The sequence below is a fragment of the Arthrobacter sp. Y81 genome (genome assembly GCF_002929335.1).
In the GTDB taxonomy this organism is placed as follows: domain Bacteria; phylum Actinomycetota; class Actinomycetes; order Actinomycetales; family Micrococcaceae; genus Arthrobacter.
The window spans coordinates 374,011-390,857 of sequence record NZ_PJIL01000002.1; the positions used below are offsets into that span (position 1 = coordinate 374,011).

Genomic DNA, 16,847 nt, shown 5'->3' on the forward strand with positions numbered 1-16,847 from the left:
GCGCCACGATGGCCCTGACGGACAGGCTTCCGGCACACCTCTTCAGCACTCGCGGCTGGGGGCTGCTGGCCGCGGGCGTGGTTTCGCTCCTCGCAGCCCAGGTGATGGGCCGCCGGGACCTGCTCACGCTCGGCATCCTCCTGATCGTCCTGCCGCTGGTCTCCCTCGCGGGGATCCGCGTCCTCAAACCCAGGTTCAAGGTTTACCGCGAGTTCAACCCCGCCAGCGTGGAAACATCCTCCACCACCACCGTGCGGCTCGCCGTGGCGCGGACCGGGACAGCCACCGGCCAGGTGATCATGGAAGAACACCTTCCGCCGCGGTTCGGCGACTCGCCGGCCTTCCGGTTCCCGGCCCGCTCCGCCGTCGGCGGGACCAGCCGCTATGAATACCACCTCCGTTCCGGCAAACGGGGGCAGTTCGTTATCGGCCCGGTGACGGCCGAGTTCACGGACCCCTTCGGGCTCTCGCTGCACCGCCACGCGATCGACGACGGCGACACGCTGACCGTGACGCCCGCCGCCGTCGAGCTCCCTGCGACCGGACTCGCCGGCGCGCGCGGCAACGACGGCGTCACGGCCACGCGGATCCGTGCGAATCCGAGCGACGACGACGTCATGACCCGCGAATACCGCCATGGAGATCCGATGCGCCGGGTGCACTGGGCTGCGACGGCCAGGCACGGCGCCCTGATGGTGCGGCAGGAGGAGTCGGTCACCACTCCGGAGGCCACCATCATCCTCGACCAGCGGTGGGCGGCGTTTGCGCGCGGACCCGGCGCCGCCTTTTCCGCCACCTCCGGCGAGGACGGCCACGACCTGGTGACCAGCGACACGTTCGAATGGGCCGTTACGGCGGCCATGTCCGTCAGCGCCCACCTGGCGGAACGCAATTATGCCTTGCGGTTCCTCGATCCCGCGGGAGAACCGGCTTTCCTGCACTCACCTTCGGCGCCCGAACCCGAAGCGGAGGAATACACCGGGTCGGGCGGCCTGCAGTCCATTGCGGAGAGCCTGGCCGCTATCCAGCTGACCGGAGCCCACCACGGTCCGGCGTCTGAGTCAGGCCTGCACCCCTTCGACGACAGGCTCATCGACAAGCTCTCCGCCCACCGGCAGCGGGGCCCCATCCTGGCCATCCTCGGACATCTGCAGGCCGCAGAGGCACGCTCCCTGTCCACCGGCGCGGGGTTCGGGGCCAACGCGTTCGCGATTGTCGTCACCGACCATCCGGGCGACTGCCAGGCCGCCCTGGAATCGCTGAGGTCCGGCGGCTGGCGGGCTGTGGCCGTTGCCCCCGGCACGTCGGTGCCGGCGGCGTGGTCCTATTTCGACCAGCGCGATGCGGCAGCCGCCACGGCCGCCGCGGATGTCCGCCGCGGCACGGGAGTCAGCCGATGACCCTGACTCCCCAGCGGCACTCCGGTCCGGACCAGGGCCGCACCCCTGAAGTCCTGGCACCGTCACCGGCCCCGTCCGCACAGTCGCGCCGGGTTGGCGCGCAGCCGTGGGTGATGGCGGCCGCCGTCGCCGTGTCTGTGGCCGGCGCCGCGCTCTCCCTCAACGGGGTACTCCGGGGCTGGGCCTGGTACGTGCCGGTGCTGACCACCGTCTGCGTTGTGGCCCTGGCCATGGCGGTCCTGCGGTCGCTGCGCGCCCAGCCCTTCCTGGTGGCACTGGGAGGCTTTGCCTCCCTCGTCTTCATCCTGACGTTCACGTTCTTCCGCAGGGACAGCATTGCCGGCTTCATCCCCTCCGGGGACACCATGGCGCAGCTGGGCCGGTTCCTGCGCCGGGCAAGCGAGACCGTCCTGGCTGAAAGCTCCCCGGTCGCGCCGAACGCGGGCATCGTGCTGGTCACGTGCGCGGTCCTGGGGCTGGTGGTCATCCTGGTCGATGCCCTCGCCGTGCCGCTGGCCCTGCCCGCAACCAGCGGACTGGGTCTCCTGGCCGTCCTGGTGGTGCCGGCCATGGTCAAACCGCAGAGCGTCGGCCCGTGGGGGTTCGCCGCTGCCGCTGCCGGGTACCTGATGATCCTGGCCTGCAGCCAGTGGTTCGCCCCGGACAACCGGACCACGGCGGACACTGCCCGCAACCCCGGACAGTTCCGCCGGGCGGCACTCACCGGCGGCATGGCGCTGGTCATCACCCTCCTCCTCCCCCTCGCTGTTCCCGGCTTCGACCAGGGCACCTTCCCGCAGGGTTCCCGGCTGAATCCGTGGGGTTCCTCCACCGGGCTGAACCCGATGATCAGCCTGGGCAACAGCCTGCGGAGTCCCTCCGGCGACGGGCGCATCACCTACGCCTCCAACGCCAGCCGCCCGCAGTACCTCCGCTCGGTCACCGTGGACCGGTTCGACGGCGATTCCTGGTCACCGGACGACCGTGACGCTTCCCGCCGGGTGGGGGTTGGCCGGATGGACGTCGGCTACGAGGTTCTCGCTGACGAGCAGGTCCGCACGGTCACGGCGATCGACACCGGACGATTCACCAGCCCGTACCTGCCGGTGCCGTACGCTCCGGACTCGGTCAATGGCCTTGACGGACGGTGGAGCTGGGATCCGGCCACCTTGAGCATCAAGGGCGTGGACACCAACGCGCGCAATCAGCAGTACGTGGTGCAGTCAACTTCCCCCCGGCTCACGCCGGAGCTGCTGGCCGAGTCATCGGCGCCCGTGCGCGGGATCTCGGAGGAGTTCATCCGCCCGCCCAACAACGTGCCGGACATCGTGCGCACCACGGCCGACACCGTGACGGAGGGAAGCCGGACTGCGTACGCCAAGGCCATGGCCATCCAGAACTACCTGCGCTCCGTGGAGTTCACCTACTCCCTGCAGTCCCCCGTCCAGGGCGGCTACGACGGCAACGGCCTCTCTGTCCTGGCGGACTTCCTGACGCAAAAGAGCGGCTACTGCATCCATTTCGCCTCGGCCATGGCCGTCATGGCCAGGCTGGAAGGAATTCCGAGCCGCATTGCCGTGGGCTACGCCCCCGGCAGGTCCACCGGTGCCACGGTTTCGGTTCCCGGGCAAGGCGCCCTGACTGAATACGAAGTAGATTCCAGGGACGCCCACGCCTGGCCCGAACTCTATTTCCAGGGCCTCGGCTGGGTTGCGTTCGAACCCACCCCGTCGCGTGGAGTGGTGCCAGACTACGCCTCTCAGGCCTCCACGCCCGGCGGTGCCAGCACCAACGAAAACAACGACGACCTCATCCCGTCCAGCGCCGCCACCCCCGGCGCTACACCTGGCGCCACGCCCGTGCCGCTGCCCGGACTCGACTCCTCCGGTGAAGCCGAACACGCGCTGAGGCTGCCGCTCTACGGGGCCGCCGGCATCCTGCTCCTTGCCCTGCTCGCCGCCTCGCCCCGGATGGTGCGGGCCGGGCTTCGCTCCCGACGGCTCCGGGGCTCACCCTCCCCCGGCGGCAGCACGGCCGCCTCGGCCTGGGCTGAACTGCGGGACCTGGCCACCGACTACGGCCTGGCTCCCGGCGTCAGCGAAACTCCCCGGCATTTCTCCGGCAGGCTTCGCGAATCGGGTGCGCTGGGCGGGCCGGATGGAGCGGACGACGCCGGTGCGCGGGCGGTTGCCTCGCTCACCGCTGACTTTGAACGCCAGCAGTACGGCCGGCCTGCCGGTATTCCGGAAAGCGCCGCATTGGCCGGCGAACCTGCCGCCGCGGTTTCGGCTGCCGACAGGATAGCCCGGACCCAGGCATCCCTGCGGCGGCACTCACGGCTGCCCCAACGGCTCCGGGCGGAGTGGCTGCCACCCTCGGTCATGAATCGCTGGGGACTCATAGCCTCGGCGCCCGTCCGGGCAATCTCGCGTCCCGCCGCCAAAATGGGGCAGGCCGCCGCGCGGTCCTGGCGGACGGTGCGCGACGGCCTGCGACGCCTGCGGCAGGGCTAGCCTGCGCCGGAGAACTGCTTTTAGCCAGCGAACTGCTTAGCTGGCGTAGGGGTCGGCGATGCCGATGTACTGGGTGTAGAGGTATTCCTCAATGCCCTCCAGGCCGCCTTCGCGGCCCAGGCCGGACTGCTTGACGCCGCCGAAGGGTGCGGCCGCGTTGGAGACGACGCCGGCGTTCAGGCCGAGCATGCCGGTCTCGAGGCGTTCGCCCATCCGGATGCCGCGGTTCAGGTCCTTCGTGAAGACGTAGGCGACCAGGCCGTATTCGGTGTTGTTCGCCAGCCGGATCGCGTCGTCCTCGGTGGAGAACGTAATGATCGGCGCGACGGGTCCGAAGATTTCCTCGGACAGGATCCGGGTGCCCTCGGTGACACCGGTGAGGATGGTCGGCTGGTAGAAGTAGCCCGGTCCGTCCACCGGTCCGCCGCCGGCAACGGCCACAGCACCGGAGGCCACGGCGTCGGTGACGAGCTCGTGGACCTTGTCCCGGCTCTTGGCATCGATCAGCGGACCGACCTTGGAGTGGGCTTCAGTGCCGCGGGCGGTGGTCATGTCCGCCATCTTCGCGGCGAACTTCTCCGCGAACTCGGCCGCGACGGACTCGTGCACAATGAAGCGGTTCGCCGCGGTGCAGGCCTCGCCCATGTTCCGCAGCTTCGCCAGCATCGCCCCGGCGACCGCGGCGTCAATGTCGGCGTCCTCGAAGACCACGAACGGGGCGTTGCCGCCGAGCTCCATCGAGGTCCGCAGCACCGTTTCGGACGCGTCCGAGAGCAGCCGGCGGCCGACCTCGGTGGAACCGGTGAAGGAGAGCTTCCGCAGGCGCTGGTCCTTGATCAAAGGCCCGGTGGTGGCACCGGCCGTCGAGGTCGGGATGACGTTCAGGACTCCGGCGGGCAGGCCGGCCTCCATCATCACGGCAGCGAACAGCTGCGAGGTCAGCGGGGTCAGGTTCGCGGACTTCAGCACCATGGTGCAGCCGGCGGCCACGGCCGGGGCGATCTTCCGGGTGGCCATGGCCAGCGGGAAGTTCCACGGCGTGATCAGCAGGCACGGGCCCACCGGCTTCTTGGTCACCAGCAGCCGGGACTTCCCGTCCGGGGAAACCGAGTAGCGGCCGAACGCGCGGACGGCTTCCTCGGAGAACCAGCGCAGGAACTCGGCGCCGTAGGTGACCTCGCCGCGGGCCTCGGCCAAAGGCTTGCCCATCTCCATCGTCATCAGCAGCGCGAAGTCCTCCGCACGCGCCGTGACCATCTCGAAGGCGCGGCGCAGGATCTCACCGCGTTCACGGGCCGGGACCTGCGCCCAGGAATCCTGCGCGGCAGCGGCAGCGTCCAGGGCGGCCCTGCCGTCCTCCGGACCGGCGTCAGCGATGCTCAGCAGCACCTTCCCGGTGGCGGGATCCTCGACGTCGAACGTCTTACCCGACGCCGCCGGGCGCCACTCGCCGTTGATCAGCAGTCCGGTCGGAACAGAAGCGAGCAGCTCGCTCTCTCGCTCCGCAGTAACGGTGGGCTGTGCAGTTACAGTCACGATGACTCCCTCGTCAGCAATTGGTGTTGGGGATGGGTTCAGCTCTCGGCTGCTTTAAAGCCACGGTACTGCCGCGCGCTCCGGAGCGTCTATGCATGCGCGCACTATGCACTTCAGGCTTTGCTGTGCAGCTGCACAAGCTCCGGGCCCGGATCCTAGCGGGCGGCCAGGACCGCGGAGTAGAGCTCCCGTTTGCTGACTTTGGCGTCCTCGGCCACGGCAGCCACGGCCTCCTTCAGCCGGATTCCCTGCGCAATCAGGCCGTTGACGGCGGCCACATGGTCCTCGGGTTTGCCGGGTTCCCGCTCCGGCGCGCCGCCCACCACGACGGCTATTTCACCGCGCACTTCGTTGGTCTCTGCCCACAGGAGAAGTTCACGCAGCGAGCCGCGGATTACCTCTTCGTACGTCTTGGTCAGCTCACGGCACACAGCAACCGGGCGGTCCGGTCCGAAGCGCTCCCGCAGCGCGCGCAGCATCGGTTCAAGCCGGTGGGGCGCCTCGAAGAACACCATGGTCCGCCGTTCGGCATCGAGGTCCGACAGGCGGGAGGCGCGTTCGCCCGCCTTGCGGGGAAGGAACCCTTCAAAACAGAACCGGTCCGTGGGCAGGCCGGAAAGCGCGAGGGCCGTCAGGACCGCGGACGGTCCCGGCACCGCGGTGACCGTCAGTCCGGCCGCCACCGCACCTTCAACGAGCCGGAAACCCGGATCCGAGACGGCGGGCATACCGGCGTCGGTCACCATCACGATGGTTTTCCCGGCGCGCACCTGGTCCAGGAGTTCGGCGGTCTTCACCGCTTCGTTGTGCTCGTGGTAGCTGATCACCCGCCCGCCCACAGTGACCCCCAGGTTCTGCACCAGGCGGTGCAGGCGCCGGGTGTCCTCGGCGGCAACAATGTCCGCCGTGGTGAGGAGTTCAACCAGGCGCGGGGACGCATCGCCGACGTTGCCGATGGGGGTCGCCGCAAGCACGATCCTGCCGGGCTGCCCTGCCGTGGAGCGGACCGCCGGTTCCCCGGCCGGTTCCAATGCCGCAGCCGAATCCCTGCTCCAGTGCTCGTCCGTGGCATCGGCCGCGACGTCGGGCGCCCAGTCGGCATCGTCGGTAGTGACGATGTCGTCGGTGCTGCTGGCGCCATCGGAGCCGTTCGGGCGGGAAGAGCTTAGTTTTTGGTCCACACGACCAGCCTACTGCTGGCGGGCACTTCCAGCCCCAAAAGGTAGCATGGGCACGTGACGCAGACCTCCGTACCTCCTGTCGAGGCCGACTCAGCCAGCCCGGCGCAGCCGGCGTCCGGGACATTGGGACGAAACCTCCAGGGGCACCGGTGGATCCGCCGGCCGCAGGAGGCCTTCACGGAAAGCGCCCTCCAGGAACGGCTGCTCGGAACCATCCGCAGTTGGCGGGACTATCCGCCGTCGCTGCGGCTATGGTTCTGGCTGATTCCGGCCATCACGGCGGCGATCGGCGGCGTCCTTCGCTTTGTCCGCCTGGAGGTTCCCCGGAGCCTGGTGTTTGACGAGACGTACTACGTCAAGGACGGCTATTCGCTCCTGGTCAGCGGCTACGAGCGGAGCTGGCCCGACAAGGCCAACGAATCCTTCGTGGCAGGGAATCCTGAAGTCATCCTGTCCTCCCCGGAGTACGTGGTGCACCCGCCGGTGGGCAAATGGATGATCGCGGCAGGAATGTGGCTGTTCGGCCCGGACAACCCCCTGGGCTGGCGGTTCAGCGCGGCGCTGACCGGGACCCTGTCCATCCTCCTGATCGCCCTGATCGCGCAGAAACTTTTCCATTCGCTGACCCTGGGGGCCGTGGCCGGCCTCCTGCTGGCAGTGGACGGCCACCACCTGGTGATGTCCAGGACCTCCCTGCTGGACATCTTCCTGATGTTCTGGATCCTCGCCGCTTTCGGTGCGCTCCTGATGGACCGCGACGACGGCCGACGGCGGCTGGCCGCGAAGCTGGGCCGCGAGTCCGCCGCTTCCTCGGACGGCAGGCCGTCGGTGCTTCAGCTGGTTTCCGGACCGTGGCTGGGTGTCCGCTGGTGGCGCGTGGCGGCCGGGGTCTGCCTGGGCCTGGCCGTGGGCACCAAGTGGTCCGCACTGTTCTTCATGGCTGCCTTCGGGCTGCTGACCGTCTTCTGGGACCTGAGCGCCCGCCGGATCGCGGGGATCCGGGGCTGGATCAGCGGCGGCATCATCAAGGACGGAATTCCCGCCTTCCTGAGCATCGTCCCGGTTGCCGCCCTGGTGTACGTTTCCACGTGGGCCGGCTGGTTCCAGTCGAAGGATGCGTACTTCCGCCACTGGGCCGACACCAACCCCTCGGCCCAGTGGGGCTGGATCCCGGGGCCGCTGCGGTCCCTGGCCCACTACCACCTGGAAGCCTACAAGTTCCATCAGGGGCTCAGCTCCGACCACCCGTACGAGGCCAGCGCCTGGAGCTGGCTGGTGATGGGGCGCCCCACGTCGTTCTTCTACGAGTCCCCCAAGCAGGGAAGCCCGGGCTGCGACGTTGCCAGCTGCACATCGGCCATCCTCTCGGTGGGCAATCCCCTGATCTGGTGGAGCGCCACGGTGTCGCTGGTGATCCTGCTCTTCTGGTGGGCAGGCCGCCGCGACTGGCGGTCCGGTGCCATCCTGGCGGGGGTCGGCGCGGGCTACCTCCCGTGGTTCCTGTATCCGGAACGGACCATGTTCACTTTTTACGCCGTGTCCTTCGAACCGTTCCTGGTGCTCGCCCTGACGTATTGCCTGGGCCTGGTTCTCGGACGACGGGAGGACCCGTTATGGCGCCGACGTTCCGGGCTGTACCTGGTGGCGCTGTTTGTGGCCGGCGCCGTGTTGCTCTCGGCGTTTTTCTACCCCATCTGGACCGCGGAAATCATTCCGTACCAGGACTGGCGGTTCCGGATGTGGATGCCGTCCTGGATCTAGGGCAGGATTGCAGAGGTGCTGCGGGCAAGGGAACGCGGCACCGGGACATCGAACCACGGATCCGGAACGGAGACTGGCTGTGAGAGAAGCAAGCACTGAACTGCTCGTGGAGCTGGATCAGGACAGCAACGTCACTGACCTGCTGCTCGGGCAGCAGGCCAAGGACCCTTCCCACGCCGTGTACTCCCGCAAGGGCCCCAACGGCTGGGTTGACGTTCCCGCCGGGCAGTTCCTGGATAAGGCCAGGGCACTTGCCAAAGGACTGATCGCCGGGGGCCTGGCGCCGGGCGACACCGTGGCCGTGATGTCCGGAACACGGTACGAGTGGACTCTCGTGGACTTCGCCATCTGGTTTGCCGGCGGCGTGACCGTTCCGGTCTATGAGACCTCCTCGGCTAGCCAGGTCGAGTGGATCCTGCATGACTCCGGCGCCCGCAGGGTGTTCGTCGAGGACCGGGCCAAGGAGGAACTGGTGGCCGGCGTCCTGGCGGACTCCGAGCTGCTCGGCAACGCTGTGCTGACGGTAGTGCGGATGGACGACGACGGCGGCGCGCCCAACCTGGCGAGCCTCGCCGCGGCGGGCACCGGGGTCACCGACGCGGAGCTGGAGCGGCACCGGAGCACAGCGGTCCTGGCCGACGTCGCCTCGCTGGTTTACACCTCCGGGACCACGGGCAAGCCCAAAGGCTGCGAGATAACGCACGGCAACTTCGCCCTCGTGGCCGCCAACATTGTGGAATTCCTGCCTGAGCTCCTGCGGCAGGAGGGTGCCCGGACGCTGATGTTCCTCCCGCTCGCCCATGTCCTGGCCCGCGCCGTCCAGGTGGTGTGCCTCAGCGCCGGAGTAACGCTGGGCCACACTTCCGGTGCCGCCCAGCTGCTGGAGGATCTGGCCACCTTCAAACCCACCTTCCTGCTGGTGGTGCCCAGGATTTTTGAAAAAGTGCACGCGGCTGCCAGCCATAAGGCGGACCTCGCCGGAAAGACGCGGCTGTTCGCCGCCGCTTCCGCTGTGGCCGTCGATTACTCCAAGGCCCTCGACGCTGCGGCCCGCGGAACGGGCACCGGGCCCGGCCTCGTGCTCCGCACCAAGCACGCCGTCTTTGACCGGCTGCTCTACCCCAGGCTCCGCCAGGCATTCGGCGGCCAAGTCAGGTACACCGTCTCCGGCGCCAGCCCGTTGAGCTCCAACGACGCGCACTTCTTCCGCGGCGCAGGAATCCCCGTGCTCGAGGGCTACGGGCTCACGGAGACCACAGCCCCGTGCACCGCCAACACCCCGTCGCGGACCAGGGTGGGCACGGTGGGCATCCCCGTGCCCGGAACCACCATCCGGGTCGCCGAGGACGGCGAGATCCTGGTCAAGGGCATCGGCGTCTTCAAGGGCTACCACGCCAACGAGGCCGCCAACGCGGAAGCGTTTGTGGACGGGTTCCTCCGCACCGGGGACCTCGGTTCGCTGGATGAGGACGGATTCCTCACCATCACGGGCCGCAAGAAGGATCTCCTCGTGACCGCCGGCGGCAAGAACGTGGCACCCGGACCGCTGGAGGAAAAGATCCGGGAGCATCAGCTCGTGGCGCAGGCCGTGGTGGTGGGCGACGGGCGGCCGTTCGTTTCGGCGCTGGTCAACCTCGATCCGGAAGGCCTGGAAAACTGGTGCTCGGCCCGGAAGATTCCGGTCATGGGTGTTGCCGAAGCCACGTCCGATGAACAGGTCCGCGAGGCTGTCCAGGGCGCGATCGACCAGGCCAACCAGCTGGTGTCCAAGGCGGAGTCCATCCGCAGCTTCGCCCTGCTGGATACTGAATTCACGGTTGAGTCAGGCCACCTGACGCCGTCGCTGAAACTCAAACGGGCCGCCGTCGTCAGCGACTTCGAGGAGCACATCAACGGGCTGTACCGCTAGCACCGGGGCGGCCCGCCGCGCCCGGCACGGCGGGGCACAAAACGAGACGGGCACAAGACAACTGAAGGCGACCGGCACGGGTGCCGGTCGCCTTCACAGCGGTTGCCTACACCGCGGCTGCTTCGTTCTCGGCTGTCCCGTCCTTTGCAGCGCCGTCCTTGGCGTTACCGTCCTTGGCAATGCCGCGGCGCTTCCTGGTGGGCCAGGTAAGGACCAGCGTCACCACGGAGGCGATCAGCACGAGGGCTCCGATCACGATCCCGGCATCAACCCAGAACTGTCCCGGGAAGAGCCGGATGAGGGTGTCTTCCAAGGCGAACGTCCAGGTCCCGCTGGCGAAGAAAATCCGGTGGAATTCCGTAAAGAACTGTTGCCAGCCCAGCGCTGCCAGTGTGCCCAGCCCAAGAATGATCACGAGGGTCACGATGGACCCGGCGAACAGGCCGCGGCGGACTCCCCCGGTACTGCGGCGCCGCAGGTAGATGATGGCAATGATGGCCAGCAGGATCAGCAGCGTGCCCCCGGCAAAAGCGGACAGGATGACCAGTTTGACGTCGGCCATGTGGCTGACTTCGCCTTCCTGGAACAGCGGATCGCCGCTGCGGTTCACGAGCTCGCCGAGATACCGCGGGCCGGACCAGTTGCTGAGGTAGTCCACCGCGTAGGACCCGTACGTCATGCGGTCATCCGTGCTGAAGCCGTAACCGTCGCCGGGGAAACCGGGACGGTTGTATTCCACCCACAGGAACAACGGGCTGGTGACAGCGCGCACGGCAAGGACCAACAGGATCACCGGGTAGAAGGCACCCAGCAGGACCTGCATCACGCGGGGCAGGACGGGCTTTGTGTTGGCAGCGTGCTCGCGCTCGGCGTTCCGGCGCTCCACCTCATCCTGCGGCGGGCGCACCTGGAGCGCCGACGTGGGGAGCGGTTCCCGGAAGTGCGTCCCCCTCCCCTGCGGCTCGGAGGCTGCGGGCTCGACGGCGGCCTCCGCGGCTTTGCGGTCCGCGCGGCTTCCGGCCTGGGGCGGCGCGGCAGCCAGCGGCGTTCCCGTCCGGGATGTAGCGGCCTGGCTTGTAGCGTTCAGGGATGCAGCGGTCTGGGCAGTCCCGCCCTGGGAAGGCCCGCCCTGGCGTGCAGAGGTACCGGCGGACGCTGCCGGCTGGTCCGTGGCTGCGTCAGGGGCCGCCTTTCCTGCCGGAGCTGCTCCCTTTGCCGTTGTCGCTGATCCTGCTCCCGCAGCGGCGGGCTTCATCCAGTCGAACGCGGGTTCGTCAGTGTCATCGGCGGGATCCAGATGCGGATCCTGCCGATTCGGCGGGGTGGGAGTTTTCTCAGTCACTGCAGCTTCACTTCCGTAGGCGTCCGCGCTGCCCTGACACCGCCAGGCAACGCTACTTATCTCCAGATGAGCCTACCGTCAGGCACTCCATGGCGGGAGGTGCCACCCCGTTCCGCACCGGATTCAGGCAGCGGGATTCAGGAGGGGGACTCAGGCAGCCAAGGCCGTGTACCCGGCATCCGCGCTGTCCAGGTCGCCGCTGGCCCCGGAACGGTAGGCGCGCCGGCCCCATACAAGGACGTAGGTCCAGTACGCAGCGAGTACCGCGGCGCCGATTCCGATCTTGGCCCACACGGGAAGGCCGCTTGGTGTGACGAACCCTTCCACGAGGCCGGAGACGAACAGCACCAGGACAAGTCCCAGTGCCACGGTGATCAGGGAACGTCCTTCCGCCGCCACGGCCTGGCCCCTGGTCCGGGGCCCCGGCGAAACCAGCGCCCAAAAGATCTTCAGGCCGGCCGCGCAGGCAATGAACACCGCGGTGAGCTCCATCAGCCCGTGGGGAAGGATGTAGCTGAAGAACACATCAGATTTGCCGACGGCGGCGAAGACGCCTGCCGCGACACCCACGCCCTGGGCATTGCCAAACAGGATCATGGGAACCCAGAAGCCGGTGATGCCGAGGGCCACTGCCTGGGCTGAGATCCACGCATTGTTGGTCCAGACGGCACCGGCAAATGAAGCGGCGGGATTCTCCGAGTAGTAGTCGATGAAGTCTTTTTCGACGTACTGCTTGATGGTGGAGTCCGACCCGAGGGCACGGAGCGCATCCGGTGACGTGGCGATCCACAGCGCGTACGCGCCCGCGATCAGGCAGAACGCCAGACCGCACCAGACGGTAAGCCAGCGGAGCCGGTAGAACGCCGCCGGCAGCGCGATAACGAAGAACCGGGCGAGGTCGTCCATGAAGTTGGACCGTGCCCCGGTGAAGCGGGTGCGGGCCTGCGCAAGGGTGGCCGACAGCGTGGCGGAGAGCCCGCTCTCCGGCGCCACGGAGCGCAGCAGGGACAGATGCGATGACGTGGCCTGATAGAGGCGCAGCAGTTCGTCGGCCTCGCTCCCGTTGAGCCGCCGTTTGTACGCCAGCACGTAGAGCCGCGCCCATTTGTCCCCGTTGACCGCGGAGAACGCATCGATGTCCACGGCACTACCCTAGCGCGCCCGGATTAGACTGTGAGCGTTCGTAGGTGGCGTGTAGGGACGGGGACCCGGCTTGAGCTCAATCATCACAGGTGAAGCAGTTGTACTGGAGCTGCGCCCGGCGTCGTTCGCGGCGCGGGCTCTGGGCGTGATTCTGGACGTCATAGCCAACATAGTGCTCCTCATTGGAATGATGGCAGTGATTGCGTCCGCCTACAGCGACCTGGATGGAGCGGCAGCGCGCACTTTGGTGCTGGTCAGCGTGGTTTTCTGCTTCGTGATCCTCCCCGTGGCGGTGGAGACCCTCACCCGTGGCCTGTCGCTTGGCAAGCTGGCCGCCGGGCTCCGGATCGTGCGGGACGACGGCGGCGCCATCCGGTTCCGCCACGCACTGATCCGTGGACTCATTGGATTCCTGGAGATCTACATGACGTTCGGCGGTCTGGCCATCGCCGTCGCGCTGTTCAATGACAAGTCCAAGCGGCTCGGCGATGTTGTCGCAGGAACCTACTCGCTCCGGCGCCGTGTGCCCGCGGAACCGCCGTTCGTCCCCTTCGTTCCTCCGCACCTGAGGTCCTGGGCAGCGCTGGCTGACATCGGCCGGATACCGGATGCCGTAGCCCGCAGGGCCGCGCAGTTCATCCGCCAGGCGGGCCGGATGTCGCCGTCGTCGCGCGCTTCAATGGCGGCGTCGCTGGCCAACGAGGTTTCAGCCTGTGTGGCCCCGCCGCCACCTGCCGGCACAGGCCCGGAAGAATACCTGGCGGCAGTCCTGGTGGAGCGCCGCGAGCGTGAACTGACCAGGCTGAGCCGGGCGCGGGCACGCAGCACCGGTGTGGGGGAACGGCTGAACCGCATCCCCTATGGCCGGGACACGCTCTAGGAGTGCGCTGAACTAAGTGCTATTTGAGGGGTCGGTGCGGGCGTGTGAGCGCTTTGGCTGATCCCTCAGGCATGTGCGGGTGCTCGGCGACGGACCCGCTTTCGGCGGTTGGTTGCGGGTCCGGGGCGGACACGCGGCCCTGAAGGAGCCTTCCCGGGTCCCCCCGGGGCCTGTGGCGGCCCCGCCGGCCCTTACGTGATCGCCCACCGGCCGTTCCGGTGGGTGAGTCCAAGATTTAGGAGTCGTTTGAGGTTCACGGCGGCTGTGCGCAGTAGCCACCAGGCGTGGTTGTTGGCCACGCCCCGGAACGGGACGCGCCGGTTGTCTTTGACGAGCCAGGCGATGGAGCGTTCGACCATGGGCCGGTGGCGTGTGTAGTCGGCTTGGAATCCTTCGTCCTGGGCTGCGGCGCGGTGATCGCGCATCAGCGCGTGCTCGGGATGGAGCACGATCTTCCGGCCTTGGGCTGCGGTGGTGCATTGGGACCGCAGTGGGCAACCGGTGCAGCCGGCCCCGAACGTGGCCCGTCCTTTCGCAGTGATCGTGCGCACCAGCCCGTTGGGGCACATCAGCGTCCGGGCCTGCTGATCGTAGGCGAAGTCATCGATCGTGAACCCGCCCTCGACGGCCCTGGCCAAGGGCTTGGGCTTGATCAACGCCGTGTGCCCGGCCGTGGTCAGGCTCCTGAGCAGTTCCCCGGTCCCGTATGCCGAGTCCGCCAACACCTGAACCTGTCCCGTGATCGTCCGGTCCTGCGCCAGCAGCATGGCGCCGGCTTCGGCATCGGTGGCACCTTCGCCGGCGGCCTTGGTGATCGCCGCGGCGGTCACCAACCCGGTGTCCGGTTCAATCACAATGTGGGCCTTGTATCCGTCCCGGCGGTCCTCCCGGCTCTTATGAGCATGCCGGGCGTCGGGGTCCACGGTTGAGATCACCCGATCCGGGGCTACCTTCCGGGCGATCCGCCAGCGCCCGTCCGTGCCGTCGGAGCCGTCCGCGGGCTCCACGTCCTGCCCGGCCACCAGCGCCAGCAACGCGTACGCGTCGGCTGCCTTACCGTCCAGAGCCGCCGGATCCACCGCGGCCAGCAGCGCCAGCGCATCCGAAACCAGGGCCGTGACCAGGGCATCCTTCGCGTCCGGATCGTCCCAGGCAATGTCCGGTTTCCCCGTGCGGGTGTAGTCATACGCGGTGGCGTGGGCGGCGAGGAGGCCCTGGCCGCCGGGCACGTCACGGCCGAACCGGCGGACTGCGGCGATCAGTTGCGTCACGGTGTCCTGCCTGGCGACTGCGTCATCCAGGACAGTGGAATCCACCGCCCGCCGGTGCCTGCCCTTCAGGATCCCGGTCTCGGCGACCACTTCAGTGATCGCGTCCATGATCCGGTGCGGATCCGAACTCGCGGCGAGCCGTTTACGCCAATATGTCAGGGTGCTCGGGTGGAATGCGGTCTGGTTCAGCCCGTACCCGCAGGCGGCTTTCCAGCGCAGGTCATACGTCAACGCCTCCGCGGTCTCCCGGTCCGAGAGCCCCTGCAACCCCTGGAGCACCAGGACCGAGCCGATCACCGGCGCCGGGACCGACGGGCGCCCCCGCCCCGAGGGGAAGAGATCCTCCATCATCGAATCCGGGAACAGCCGTCCCCGGTGTCCGGCCAGGAACGCGAAAACGCTGCCCGGGACCAACAACTCCCCGGCCAGCGCCTCCACATCCAAATACCCGCGTTGAGCATCCTCACGACCCTGCATAAAACCAGTCTTAAATCACCGGCCCCGAAAGTCCAGCAGACGCGCCTCACTCCCGCCGATTATTCAGCGCACTCCTAGGCCGCAGGCGCTATCGCTTGGCGTACTGCGCCCACGGAATGTTCCAGTCGCCGTAGCCCTCGAGCGGCTCCACCGGCGGGGCGCCCGTATTAAGGGTCTGGACGACGTCGCCCGTCTTCATGTTGTTGAAGAACCAGGCCGCGTCCGCCGGCAGCAGGCCAACGCAACCATGCGAGACGTTGACCCTGCCTACGTAGCTCCAGGCAGACTCCAGCGCCTGGTGGACGTAAACGCCGGACGAGGTCAGCCTGTTGGCGTATTCCACGGTCAGCGGCGGGTAGTAGCCCTTGTCACCGGGCTTGAGGCCGATGCTGCCGGCGTTGAACTTCGAGTGGCGTTCCTGTTCCATGATCACGGCGTACCCGGTGGGTGAGAGCCACTCCGCGTCGCCCAGGGTGACGGGGGCAGTTTTCACCAGCTGGCCGTCAAAATACACGTTCATGGTTTTGGTGACGTCGTCCACGATGGCGACGCGCTGCGGGCCCACCTTGAAACTGACTTTCGTGTCGACGTTGCCGACCATCTTGTTCCCGAAATCCACACCGAACAGCTTCAGGTCCACAGTGACCTGGCTTCCGGAGGCCCAGAACGCCTCCGGCCGGATGCGCACGCGCTGGTCGGAATACCAGCGCCAGGCGACCGCCTGGCCCGAAGACGCAGTAACGGTAACGGCCTTCTCCATGGCTTCCTTGTTCAGGACCGGCTCGGAAAAGACGATTTCGATAGGCTGGCCCGACCCCACGGTGGACCCGTTCTGCGGGTACACCGCAGCGTCGGCCTCGTTGGCCGTGGCCACCGTGGTGAACGTCTGGGTTTTCCTGGTTTCCCGGCCCGCCTGGTCCACGATCGTGAAGGCGTACTCGTAGTCGGCGTCGAACTTCAGGGGGTCCAGGGCGGTCCAGGTGGAACCGTCGGCGCTCAGGGAGCCTTTGACCGGCTCGCCGCCTGCAGTGGCAAGGACAACGTCCTTCACCGTTCCGTTGACTGCTTTGACGGACGGTGCGACGGCGGGGTTGACTGCCGCGGCGCCGTCCGTGGGGGTCACGCCGAGCTCCACGGCCTTGACCACCGGCGCAGCCAGCCCCGGTTCGTTGCGGACCGGGCTTGAAGACTCTGACTCGAAAACGGGCTCAGCCCAGCTGGGGGCCGTGGCGACGCCGATGCCGCCGGCAGCCACCGCTGCGCAGATGGCGGCGACGCCCAGAATCTTCATGGTTTTACGCTTGCGGACTTCAGTCATGACCTTCTCCATGTCCCCCGACAGGCCTCTGATCAGCCCCATACCGTCTCGGTCTCATTCAGTGGAGCGCCCTTAAGCTCCCAGCACTGACCAGACGATTTTACCGCACGGCGGGC

Annotated in this window: 11 protein-coding genes; 5 read left to right on the plus strand and 6 right to left on the minus strand. The window is 67.8% G+C overall.

Annotation, left to right across the window (positions count from 1 at the left end; all coding sequences use genetic code 11):
* The first annotated feature begins 8 nt into the window (after positions 1-8).
* Both CXQ91_RS04395 and CXQ91_RS04400 read left to right on the plus strand, forming a co-directional pair.
* The gene (locus tag CXQ91_RS04395; RefSeq protein ID WP_104172699.1) at positions 9-1,400 is read left to right on the plus strand and encodes a DUF58 domain-containing protein; all 1,392 of its coding nucleotides are present in this window, start codon (positions 9-11) and stop codon (positions 1,398-1,400) included.
* On the plus strand, positions 1,397-3,913 hold the full coding sequence (locus tag CXQ91_RS04400) for a DUF3488 and transglutaminase-like domain-containing protein (RefSeq protein WP_104172700.1): 2,517 nt from the start codon (positions 1,397-1,399) through the stop codon (positions 3,911-3,913). The genes CXQ91_RS04395 and CXQ91_RS04400 overlap by 4 nt, the downstream gene beginning before the upstream one ends.
* 36 nt (positions 3,914-3,949) lie before the next feature.
* On the opposite strand, the gene CXQ91_RS04405 is transcribed toward CXQ91_RS04400, so the two are convergent.
* Both CXQ91_RS04405 and rsmI read right to left on the minus strand, forming a co-directional pair.
* A complete protein-coding gene (locus tag CXQ91_RS04405; protein ID WP_104172701.1) occupies positions 3,950-5,449 on the minus strand; it encodes an NAD-dependent succinate-semialdehyde dehydrogenase in 1,500 nt (499 codons plus the stop codon).
* 155 nt (positions 5,450-5,604) lie between these two features.
* Entirely contained in the window at positions 5,605-6,480 is an 876-nt protein-coding gene (rsmI, locus tag CXQ91_RS04410; protein ID WP_104172850.1) for a 16S rRNA (cytidine(1402)-2'-O)-methyltransferase, read from the minus strand.
* 204 nt (positions 6,481-6,684) lie between these two features.
* On the opposite strand from rsmI, the gene CXQ91_RS04415 reads away from it, so the two are divergent.
* Positions 6,685-8,391, plus strand: a complete 1,707-nt coding sequence (locus CXQ91_RS04415; RefSeq protein ID WP_104172702.1) for a dolichyl-phosphate-mannose--protein mannosyltransferase — start codon at positions 6,685-6,687, stop codon at positions 8,389-8,391.
* Positions 8,392-8,470: 79 nt separating this feature from the next.
* Positions 8,471-10,300 (plus strand): long-chain fatty acid--CoA ligase, encoded by a 1,830-nt coding sequence (locus tag CXQ91_RS04420; RefSeq protein ID WP_104172703.1) that lies wholly within the window; start codon positions 8,471-8,473, stop codon positions 10,298-10,300.
* Between the two features lie 106 nt (positions 10,301-10,406).
* Here the strand turns inward: CXQ91_RS04420 and CXQ91_RS04425 are convergent, their stop codons facing one another.
* Positions 10,407-11,642, minus strand: coding sequence for a TIGR01906 family membrane protein (locus CXQ91_RS04425; RefSeq protein ID WP_258073821.1), 1,236 nt, complete (start codon positions 11,640-11,642; stop codon positions 10,407-10,409).
* A 150-nt stretch (positions 11,643-11,792) separates the two neighbouring features.
* Positions 11,793-12,785: a stage II sporulation protein M gene (locus CXQ91_RS04430; RefSeq protein WP_181038770.1), complete on the minus strand. Its 993-nt coding sequence runs from the start codon at positions 12,783-12,785 to the stop codon at positions 11,793-11,795.
* A gap of 70 nt (positions 12,786-12,855) precedes the next feature.
* Between CXQ91_RS04430 and CXQ91_RS04435 the strand changes: the two genes are divergently transcribed.
* On the plus strand, positions 12,856-13,665 hold the full coding sequence (locus CXQ91_RS04435) for an RDD family protein (protein ID WP_104172704.1): 810 nt from the start codon (positions 12,856-12,858) through the stop codon (positions 13,663-13,665).
* 191 nt (positions 13,666-13,856) lie between these two features.
* On the opposite strand, the gene CXQ91_RS04440 is transcribed toward CXQ91_RS04435, so the two are convergent.
* Positions 13,857-15,413, minus strand: coding sequence for an IS1182 family transposase (locus CXQ91_RS04440; RefSeq protein ID WP_104172705.1), 1,557 nt, complete (start codon positions 15,411-15,413; stop codon positions 13,857-13,859).
* Between the two features lie 88 nt (positions 15,414-15,501).
* The gene (locus tag CXQ91_RS04445) at positions 15,502-16,731 is read right to left on the minus strand and encodes an Ig-like domain-containing protein (protein WP_258073822.1); all 1,230 of its coding nucleotides are present in this window, start codon (positions 16,729-16,731) and stop codon (positions 15,502-15,504) included.
* Positions 16,732-16,847 lie beyond the last annotated feature (116 nt).